Consider the following 9,209-nt stretch of genomic DNA (forward strand, 5'->3'; position numbering starts at 1 on the left):
ATTTGCCGTCAACCCTTAATTTCGTTTTTCCATCAATAAGTTGCGGGGCATTCGAAAAAGCCACCGCACCCCGCAAAAAGGCTCTTCTATATAGAAGAAAGCATCAGAGCACCCCAGCCTCTTTCAAGCCCGTCACCATCGCTTCATCCAACCCCAACACTCGCAGCAGAACATCCCGCGTGTGCTCCCCTAATAAAGGAGGCGCATTGCGATACTCCACCGGAGTCTCAGACAGCCGGATCGGACTGGCAACCTGCGGCACTTCACCCGCCAGTGCGTGAGGCAACGTCATCGCCAGCCCACGCGCCCGGACCTGGGGATCGGCAAACACCTGAGCCACATCATTGATCGGCCCACAGGGCACTCCAGCCTGCTCCAACTGAGCGACCCATTCGGCAGTGGTCTTGAACACCGTCGCCTGGCGAATCAAAGGTATCAATACTGTACGGTTCGCCACCCGCAATTTGTTTGTCGCAAAGCGAGGGTCATCAGCCCACTGCGGCTGACCCGCGACCTCGGCAAACTTTCGGAACTGGCTGTCATTGCCCACCGTAAGGATGAAGTCACCGTCAGCCGTAGGAAAATCCTGATAAGGCACTATGTTCGGATGAGCGTTGCCCAACCGCTTCGGCGCGTTGCCCGTGGTCAGGTAATTCATCGCCTGGTTCGCCAGGCAAGCCACTTGAACGTCCAGCAAGGCCATGTCGATATGCTGCCCGCCGCCGGCATGATCGCGGTGAGCCAGCGCAGCCAGGATGGCGACGGTCGAATAGACACCGGTCAGGATATCCGTCAGTGCAACCCCTACCTTCACCGGGCCCGCCCCCGCATCACCTTCAGGCCGGCCGGTGAGACTCATCAAGCCCCCCAACCCCTGGATCATGAAGTCATATCCGGCGCGCTTGGCGTAAGGACCGGTTTGACCAAACCCGGTAATCGAGCAATAGATCAGTTGCGGGTTGATCGCCTTCAGCGAGTCGTAGTCCAGGCCATAGGCCGCCAGCCCACCGACCTTGAAGTTCTCAATCAGAATGTCGGACTTTGCCGCCAACTCCCGCACCAACCTTTGCCCCTCGGGGTGCGTGAAATCGATGGTCACCGATTGCTTGTTGCGATTGGCCGACAAGTAATAGGCCGCCTCGGTCGTATTCTCGCCAGACGCATCCTTCAGGAACGGCGGCCCCCAGGCGCGCGTATCGTCACCACCACCCGGCCGCTCGACCTTGATGACCTCAGCCCCCAGGTCCGCCAGGATCTGACCAGCCCACGGCCCGGCCAGCACCCTCGATAAATCCAGTACCCGCAGATGCGAAAGCGCGCCCATGCCGTCCCCCTATTAATAGAACGCCTGGATACCGGTTTGCGCACGCCCCAGGATCAGTGCATGAACGTCATGGGTACCTTCGTAAGTGTTCACCACTTCCAGGTTGACGAGATGGCGAGCGATGCCGAACTCATCGGAGATGCCATTGCCGCCCAGCATGTCCCGCGCCATGCGAGCAATATCCAGGGATTTGCCACAGGAGTTGCGCTTCATGATGGAGGTGATTTCAACAGCGGCCGTACCCTCATCCTTCATACGCCCCAGACGCAGGCATCCTTGCAGGGCAAGGGTGATTTCAGTCTGCATATCGGCCAGCTTTTTCTGGATCAACTGAGTGGCAGCCAAAGGACGACCAAACTGCTGTCGATCCAGGGTGTACTGGCGCGCGGTGTGCCAGCAGAATTCGGCGGCCCCCAAGGCTCCCCAGGAGATGCCATAGCGAGCCGAGTTCAGACAGGTGAAAGGCCCTTTCAGCCCACGCACATCCGGAAAGATGTTTTCTTCTGGAACGAAGACGTTATCCATGACGATCTCGCCGGTGATCGAAGCGCGCAGACCGACCTTGCCGTGAATCGCCGGCGCACTCAGGCCCTTCCAGCCTTTCTCCAGAACAAAGCCGCGGATGTCACCGGCGTCATCCTTACCCCAGACAACAAATACATCGGCAATCGGGCTGTTGGTGATCCACATCTTGCTACCCGTCAGGCTGTAGCCGCCTTCCACTTTGCGCGCACGGGTAATCATCGCTCCCGGGTCGGAGCCGTGGTTCGGCTCTGTCAGACCAAAGCAACCGATCCACTCGCCGGAGGCCAGCTTCGGCAGGTACTTCTGCTTTTGAGCTTCGGTGCCGAACTCATTGATCGGCACCATGACCAGCGAGGACTGCACGCTCATCATTGAGCGATAACCTGAATCAACGCGCTCCACTTCACGAGCGATCAAACCATAGCTGACGTAGTTCAAGCCGCTGCCGCCGTACTGTTCAGGAATGGTTGCCCCCAACAAGCCGACCTCGCCCATCTCACGGAAAATGGCCGGGTCGGTTTTTTCATGACGGAACGCTTCCAACACACGCGGCGCGAGCTTTTGTTGGGCGAACTGCTCGGCAGTGTCGCGAATCATGCGTTCTTCTTCGGTGAGTTGCTGGTCCAACAACAATGGATCAATCCAGTTGAAACTCGCTTTACCGGCCATGAAAGAGTCCTCGCCAATCAGATTAAAAATCGTGGATTGATCCTAGGCGCGCTTTCCTATCAGAGCAAACGAGGATTACGCACTCTCTTGTGCTAATTTCTCACTCCGTAAGTGCAAAGAACCCCGTTTTCAACGCTGACGTGTGAGGTTGACGTACATGCGCAGAAAAATCCCCAGCACCGTCGCCTTGGTCAGCTTCGAGGCCGCCGCACGCCATGAGAGTTTTACCAAGGCCGCACAGGAGCTTTCCCTCACACAGGGTGCCATTTGCCGACAGATCTCCAGCCTGGAGGACTTCCTCGGTGTGGAGCTGTTCCGACGCTCACGACGGGGAGTCAAACTGACAGAGGCCGGCCTTTCCTACAGCCGCCGAGTTGCGACTCAACTGGACGCCGTGGAGCGCGATACTCTTTCAGTAATGGGGCATACCGGCGCCAACGTGATAGAGCTGGCAGTGGTTCCGACGTTTGGTACTCAATGGCTGCTACCGCGCCTCAAGGACTTCCAACAACAGCACCCAGAAGTGACGGTCAATCTGACCAATCGCACTCGGCCGTTTCTCTTTGCGGATACGGATTTTGACGCCGCTATCTATTTCGGCGATGCGGATTGGTCCGGCACCGAATCCCACAAGCTGATGGGAGAAAACCCGATGCCCGTGTGCAGCCCCACCTTACTGGGTCACCGGGACAGCCTGACACCGCAAGCCATCGCCGAACTGCCCTTACTTCAACAAACCACCCGCCCGTATGCGTGGCGCCAATGGTTCGACTCACAAAACCTCAATATCGCGCGAGACCTGACAGGCCCGCGTTATGAACTATTCTCCATGCTTGCCCAAGCGGCCATGCATGACATGGGAATCGCCTTGATTCCACCTTTTTTGATCCAGCGCGAGCTGGCCGAGAAACGACTGGTGGTTGCCAATCGAAATGCCTTGTCGAGCATCAAGGCCTACTACCTGATGATCCCCGAAAGAAAGGTCGAATCAGCCTCTCTGAGGGCTTTTCGCGATTGGCTCGTCAAGCAGGCGGGCAGCTATAGCCTTGATTAACAAGTAAAAACCCTATATCCGACTCCGGTAGTAAGCTAATCAAAAGCGCTACAGATATAAATTTATGTCGCATACAGTCAATCTGTTACGAAATCAGTACAGTAGTCTCATAACCTTTCAAAAACGTGGCTTTGAGCCACGTTACGCAGCTCATTAGGGTTCATTCACGTCGCCAATGGAAAAATCGTCAAATTTGGCCTGAAACCCTGAAAAGCCCAGCCTACCGGGGATATATGCCGATAGTTGCGACATTCGGTCACAGGGTGACTTGTAGTTAATTTTCCGTCACCCGTCATAATCCCTTGAAGGGCTGAATTTTCGCCTGCAAAATGCCGCGCCCCGCCTGATTCGGCGGGATCGTGCTGATCGGCCGCCCCAGCCGCACCATCCGAAGTGCCTGGGTTTACTCAATAAGATCACGCAGGAGATTTGACGTGCACATTGGTGTTCCTCTCGAAACCCAGACGGGTGAAACGCGGGTTGCTGCAACCCCGGAAACCATCAAGAAGCTGATCGGCCAAGGCCATAAGGTCACTGTCCAGAGCGGCGCCGGTATCAAGGCCAGCGTTATCGACAGTGCCTATGAAGCAGCGGGCGCCACCATTGGCAGCGCCAGTGATGCTTTCGGGGCCGAGCTGATTCTCAAGGTGGTCGCCCCCAGCGACAGCGAGCTGACGCTGATCAAGAGCGGCACCGTTCTGGTAGGCATGCTCAATCCGTTCAACAACGAAACCATCGCCAAGCTGGCCGAGCGCGGCATTACCGCTTTCGCCCTTGAGGCTGCGCCACGTACCTCCCGCGCCCAGAGCCTGGATGTGCTGTCGTCTCAGGCGAACATTGCCGGCTACAAGGCCGTGCTGCTGGCCGCCCACTACTACCCCCGCTTCATGCCGATGCTGATGACCGCCGCAGGTACCGTCAAAGCGGCGCGGGTGCTGATTCTCGGTGCTGGCGTGGCTGGATTGCAGGCGATTGCCACGGCCAAGCGCCTGGGTGCTGTGATCGAGGCGTCGGATGTGCGGCCGGCGGTGAAGGAGCAAATTGAGTCCCTCGGCGCCAAGTTCGTCGACGTCCCCTACGAAACCGACGAAGAGCGTGAATGCGCCGTCGGTGTCGGGGGTTATGCCCGGCCCATGCCTGCCAGCTGGATGCAGCGCCAGGCTCAGGCCGTGCATGAGCGCGCCAAGCAGGCTGACATCGTCATCACCACCGCATTGATTCCGGGCCGCAAGGCACCGACCTTGCTGAGCGCCGAAACCGTCGCGCAGATGAAACCCGGCTCGGTGGTCATTGACCTCGCGGCAGCCCAGGGCGGTAACTGCCCGCTGACCGTCGCCGATCAGGTGGTGACCGAAAATGGCGTGATCATTTGCGGCCCGACCAACCTGGCCGGCGAAGTCGCGGCCGACGCTTCGGCGCTGTACGCCCGTAACCTGCTGGACTTCCTGAAGCTGGTCTTCACCAAGGAAGGTCAGTTCGACGTGAACCTGGAAGACGACATCGTCGCCGCGTGCCTGATGTGCCGCGACGGCCAGGTCATCCGTAAAAACGCCTAAGCAGGGATTCAGACAATGGAAGAGCTTATCTCCCCCGGTATCTACAACCTGATCATCTTTGTGCTGGCGATTTATGTCGGTTACCACGTGGTCTGGAACGTAACACCCGCGCTGCACACACCGCTGATGGCGGTGACCAATGCCATTTCGGCGATCGTGATCGTCGGCGCCATGCTTGCCGCCGCACTGACCGTGACCCCGCTGGGCAAGACCATGGGCACCCTCGCCGTGGCCCTGGCCGCGGTGAACGTGTTCGGCGGCTTCCTGGTGACGCGCCGCATGCTTGAGATGTTCAAGAAAAAAGCCCCGAAAGCCGTAAAAGAAGAGGCGCCTAAGTAATGAGCATGAACCTGGTAACGACGCTCTATCTGATCGCGTCTGTCTGCTTCATCCAGGCCCTCAAAGGCCTGTCGCACCCCACCACGTCCCGCCGGGGAAACCTGTTCGGCATGCTCGGCATGGCGCTGGCGGTGCTCACCACCGTGGGCCTCATTTACAAGCTCGGTGCTGAGCTGGCGACTGCCGGCATCGGCTACGTCATCGTTGGCCTGCTGGTCGGCGGCACCGCCGGTTCGATCATGGCCAAGCGCGTCGAGATGACCAAGATGCCCGAACTGGTGGCGTTCATGCACAGCATGATCGGCCTGGCTGCGGTGTTCATCGCCATTGCAGCAGTAGTCGAGCCGCAGTCCCTGGGCATCGTCCAACAACTGGGCGATGCGATTCCGGCCGGTAACCGCCTGGAGCTGTTCCTTGGCGCCGCCATTGGTGCAATCACCTTCTCCGGTTCGGTGATCGCCTTCGGCAAGCTCTCGGGCAAGTACAAGTTCCGCCTCTTCCAGGGCGCACCGGTACAGTTTGGCGGGCAACACAAGCTCAACCTGATTCTGGGTCTGGCAACGCTGGGCCTGGGCCTGACCTTCATGTTCACCGGCAACCTCGGCGCGTTCGCCTTGATGCTGGCCCTGGCCTTTGTCCTGGGCGTGCTGATCATCATCCCGATTGGCGGCGCGGACATGCCGGTGGTGGTCTCGATGCTCAACAGTTATTCCGGTTGGGCCGCAGCGGGTATCGGCTTCTCGCTGAACAACTCGATGCTGATCATTGCCGGCTCGCTGGTGGGTTCGAGCGGTGCGATCCTGTCGTACATCATGTGCAAGGCGATGAACCGTTCATTCTTCAACGTATTGCTCGGCGGTTTCGGCAACACAGCAGACGCCGCAGGCCCGGCAGGCTCCAAAGAAGCCCGGCCGGTGAAATCCGGTTCGGCGGACGACGCCACCTTCCTGCTGACCAACGCCGATACCGTGATCATCGTCCCGGGTTATGGCCTGGCGGTGGCACGGGCGCAGCACGCATTGAAAGAACTGACCGAGAAGCTGACCCACCATGGCGTGACCGTGAAATACGCGATCCACCCAGTGGCCGGTCGCATGCCCGGACACATGAACGTGCTGCTGGCCGAGGCTGAAGTGCCTTACGACCAGGTGTTCGAAATGGAGGACATCAACTCCGAATTCGGCCAGGCCGACGTGGTGCTGGTGCTCGGCGCCAACGACGTGGTCAACCCGGCAGCGAAGAACGATCCGAAGTCGCCGATTGCCGGCATGCCGATTCTCGAAGCGTTCAAAGCCAAGACCATCATCGTCAACAAGCGCTCGATGGCCAGCGGCTATGCTGGCCTGGACAACGAGCTGTTCTACCTCGACAAGACCATGATGGTGTTCGGTGACGCCAAGAAGGTCATCGAAGACATGGTCAAAGCGGTGGAATAACGCTCACTGCTTCGCCACTAACGCCCCGACTTGTCGGGGCGTTTTGATTTGTATCAAGGCCCAACGTTACCGATCCAGTAATAATGTTTTGCCTGAAACGCCCGTAATAGACGCCTTAAATGCGACTTTTGTAGCGGGACGGACACGGCGCGAATTCAATAGACTGCGCACCTTGCTTCCAGCCCGAGATAACCACCCATGTACCGTGACCGCATCCGCCTGCCTTCGTTGTTGAACAAAGTTGTGAGCGCTGCCGAAGCAGCCCTGTTGATTCAGGACGGCATGACCGTCGGCATGAGCGGCTTTACCCGCGCCGGAGAAGCGAAAGCAGTGCCCCACGCCCTGGCTGAGCGCGCCAAGGTCACGCCGTTGAAAATCAGCCTGATGACGGGGGCGAGCTTGGGTAACGACCTCGACAAGGAACTCACCGAAGCCGGCGTACTGGCCCGGCGCATGCCATTCCAGGTCGACAGCACGTTGCGCAAGGCCATCAACGCTGGCGAGGTGATGTTCATCGACCAGCACCTGTCGGAAACCGTCGAACAACTGCGTAACGCCCAGCTCAAGTTGCCGGATATTGCCGTGATCGAAGCCGTGGCCATTACCGAGCAAGGCCATATCGTGCCCACCACTTCGGTGGGCAACTCGGCCAGCTTCGCTATTTTCGCCAGGCAGGTCATTGTTGAAATCAACATGGCCCACAACCCTGATCTGGAAGGGTTGCATGACATCTATATCCCGACCTATCGCCCGACGCGCACACCGATTCCCTTGGTGAAGGTCGACGACCGTATCGGCAGCACTGCCATCCCGATACCGCCGGAAAAAATCGCTGCCATTGTCATCACCAACCAGCCGGATTCGCCTTCGACAGTCATGCCGCCGGACAGCGACACCCAAGCCATTGCCGATCATTTGATCGGCTTCTTCAAACAGGAAGTCGCCGCCGGGCGCATGACCAATAAACTCGGTCCGTTGCAGGCCGGTATCGGCAACATTGCCAATGCCGTGATGTGCGGCCTGATCGACTCACCGTTCGAAGACTTGACCATGTATTCCGAAGTCCTGCAGGACTCCACATTCGACCTGATCGACGCCGGCAAACTGAGCTTTGCCTCTGGCAGCTCCATTACGCTGTCGGGCCGGCGCAATGCCGACGTATTCGGCAATCTGGAGAAGTACAAGGACAAGCTGGTCCTGCGTCCCCAGGAAATCTCCAACCACCCCGAAGTTGTACGCCGCCTGGGCATCATCGCCATCAATACGGCGCTGGAGTTCGACCTCTACGGCAATGTCAACTCCACCCATGTCTGCGGCACGCGGATGATGAACGGGATTGGTGGCTCAGGGGACTTTGCCCGGAATGCGCATCTGGCGATTTTCGTCACCAAGTCGATCGCCAAGGGCGGCGCAATTTCCAGCGTCGTGCCGATGGTCAGCCATGTGGACCATACCGAGCACGATGTTGACATTCTGGTGACCGAGATCGGCCTGGCCGACCTGCGTGGCCTGGCGCCAAGGGAGCGGGCGCGGGTGGTCATCGACAATTGCGTGCATCCGTCCTATCGCCAGGCATTGAACGAGTATTTTGAAGCGGCGTGCGCCTTGGGCGGACATACACCACACATCCTGCGCGATGCACTGAGTTGGCACCTGAATCTGGAAGAGACCGGGCAGATGCTGGCGGTTTAATACAGCTGGATCACTTTGGTAGCCAATACAGTTTTCATTGGCCATCGCTCTCAATCCACAAACCACAAAAACTGTACTACTGTACCTGTGATTTCCTACAGCAAACTCCCACGCAACTCTGCTTTCATGGCAAAAATGCACAATAATAGTGCGCACAGGTACAGTTGCCTCGATATTGACCAGTACACCACCGTTTAACAGTTAACTGGTCTCTCACATTACAGGTGAACTGTATCTAGAGAGACTGGCCAAACAAGAGGATCATGGGTACCAGTTAAACCACTACCTAATCCCGCCATAAGCGGAAGGATGTCAACCATGGAACGTACACTCAGTTCCGAGCTGTTTTTCGAAGACAAAGCTGAAAAAAACCAGGCTTCCCTGCCTCTTCGCGTTATCGCTAACCTGATGTTGTGGCAGCGCCGCATCGCCAGCCGCCACCAACTGGCCCGTCTGGATGCACGCCTGCTGGCTGACGCCGGTATCAGCGAAGCACAACGCTACGAAGAGCTGAGCAAGCCGTTCTGGCGCTAACTCAGCGTCGCTGGCCCTGACCCACCGGGTCCACCGCCAGCACCGAATTGAACAAACAAGACCCGTCGCGGGAAACCGCG

Annotated in this window: 8 protein-coding genes; 6 read left to right on the plus strand and 2 right to left on the minus strand. The window is 58.2% G+C overall.

Annotation, left to right across the window (positions count from 1 at the left end; genetic code table 11):
• Positions 1-103: 103 nt before the first annotated feature.
• Together HU811_RS21195 and HU811_RS21200 are read right to left on the minus strand one after the other, a co-directional pair.
• Positions 104-1,324 (minus strand): CaiB/BaiF CoA transferase family protein, encoded by a 1,221-nt coding sequence (locus HU811_RS21195; protein ID WP_186657939.1) that lies wholly within the window; start codon positions 1,322-1,324, stop codon positions 104-106.
• A gap of 12 nt (positions 1,325-1,336) precedes the next feature.
• Entirely contained in the window at positions 1,337-2,518 is a 1,182-nt protein-coding gene (locus HU811_RS21200) for an acyl-CoA dehydrogenase (RefSeq protein WP_025216186.1), read from the minus strand.
• A 157-nt stretch (positions 2,519-2,675) separates the two neighbouring features.
• Here HU811_RS21200 and HU811_RS21205 point away from each other — a divergent pair, with 157 nt between their 5' ends.
• The 6 genes from HU811_RS21205 (at position 2,676) to HU811_RS21230 (ending at position 9,129) form a co-directional block, all read left to right on the plus strand.
• Positions 2,676-3,572 (plus strand): LysR family transcriptional regulator, encoded by an 897-nt coding sequence (locus HU811_RS21205; protein WP_186657942.1) that lies wholly within the window; start codon positions 2,676-2,678, stop codon positions 3,570-3,572.
• 434 nt (positions 3,573-4,006) lie between these two features.
• Positions 4,007-5,128, plus strand: a complete 1,122-nt coding sequence (locus HU811_RS21210; RefSeq protein ID WP_092399815.1) for a Re/Si-specific NAD(P)(+) transhydrogenase subunit alpha — start codon at positions 4,007-4,009, stop codon at positions 5,126-5,128.
• A 15-nt stretch (positions 5,129-5,143) separates the two neighbouring features.
• Positions 5,144-5,467, plus strand: a complete 324-nt coding sequence (locus HU811_RS21215; protein ID WP_003187010.1) for an NAD(P) transhydrogenase subunit alpha part 2 — start codon at positions 5,144-5,146, stop codon at positions 5,465-5,467.
• A complete protein-coding gene (locus HU811_RS21220; RefSeq protein ID WP_092399813.1) occupies positions 5,467-6,903 on the plus strand; it encodes an NAD(P)(+) transhydrogenase (Re/Si-specific) subunit beta in 1,437 nt (478 codons plus the stop codon). Before HU811_RS21215 ends, HU811_RS21220 begins: the two co-directional genes overlap by 1 nt.
• Positions 6,904-7,101: 198 nt before the next feature.
• Entirely contained in the window at positions 7,102-8,595 is a 1,494-nt protein-coding gene (gene scpC / locus HU811_RS21225; protein ID WP_092399811.1) for a succinyl-CoA:acetate CoA-transferase ScpC, read from the plus strand.
• Between the two features lie 318 nt (positions 8,596-8,913).
• Positions 8,914-9,129, plus strand: a complete 216-nt coding sequence (locus HU811_RS21230; RefSeq protein WP_047230079.1) for a DUF1127 domain-containing protein — start codon at positions 8,914-8,916, stop codon at positions 9,127-9,129.
• The last annotated feature ends 80 nt before the right edge of the window (positions 9,130-9,209 follow it).

The organism is Pseudomonas tehranensis, from assembly GCF_014268615.1.
Lineage (GTDB): Bacteria > Pseudomonadota > Gammaproteobacteria > Pseudomonadales > Pseudomonadaceae > Aquipseudomonas > Aquipseudomonas tehranensis.